This is a genomic window from Pseudomonas sp. H26/SER47-MNA-CIBAN-0231 (assembly GCF_040310465.1).
Classification (GTDB): Bacteria; Pseudomonadota; Gammaproteobacteria; order Pseudomonadales; family Pseudomonadaceae; genus Aquipseudomonas; species Aquipseudomonas atacamensis.
The window spans coordinates 1-284 of sequence record NZ_JBEOPW010000062.1 but is presented as its reverse complement, the minus strand read 5'-3'; the positions used below and the strand labels follow the sequence as shown (position 1 = coordinate 284).

The window sequence follows — 284 nt, the reverse complement described above, 5'->3', positions numbered from 1 at the left end:
GTGTGGTGTTCTTCGGCCTTGAATTCGCTGTAGCTGTTTTGCTCGACGGTGTCGTGGCGTTCGTTGCCGACGCGGATCTTCTGGTCGTGCTCGATGTTCTCGTCCCAGTCGCGCTGGGCGTGCAGGTAGATTTGTTCCTGGCCTTTTTTGTCTTCGATGCGCAGTTCGTTGTAGCCGCCACCACCCATCGAACTCAGGGTCTTGAAGGTGCTGCGGGTCTTGTTCGCCGGCAGTGGATAGGGGACGGTGTTTTCCTTGTGGTACAGGCAGCCGCTGATCAGCGG

General features: G+C 58.1%; 1 protein-coding gene. It reads right to left on the bottom strand.

What is annotated here, in order from left to right; translation table 11 throughout:
• Positions 1–284: bacteriophage T4 gp5 trimerization domain-containing protein (locus AAEZ10_RS27255; RefSeq protein WP_502947713.1), on the bottom strand; the 284-nt coding region annotated here is incomplete at both ends.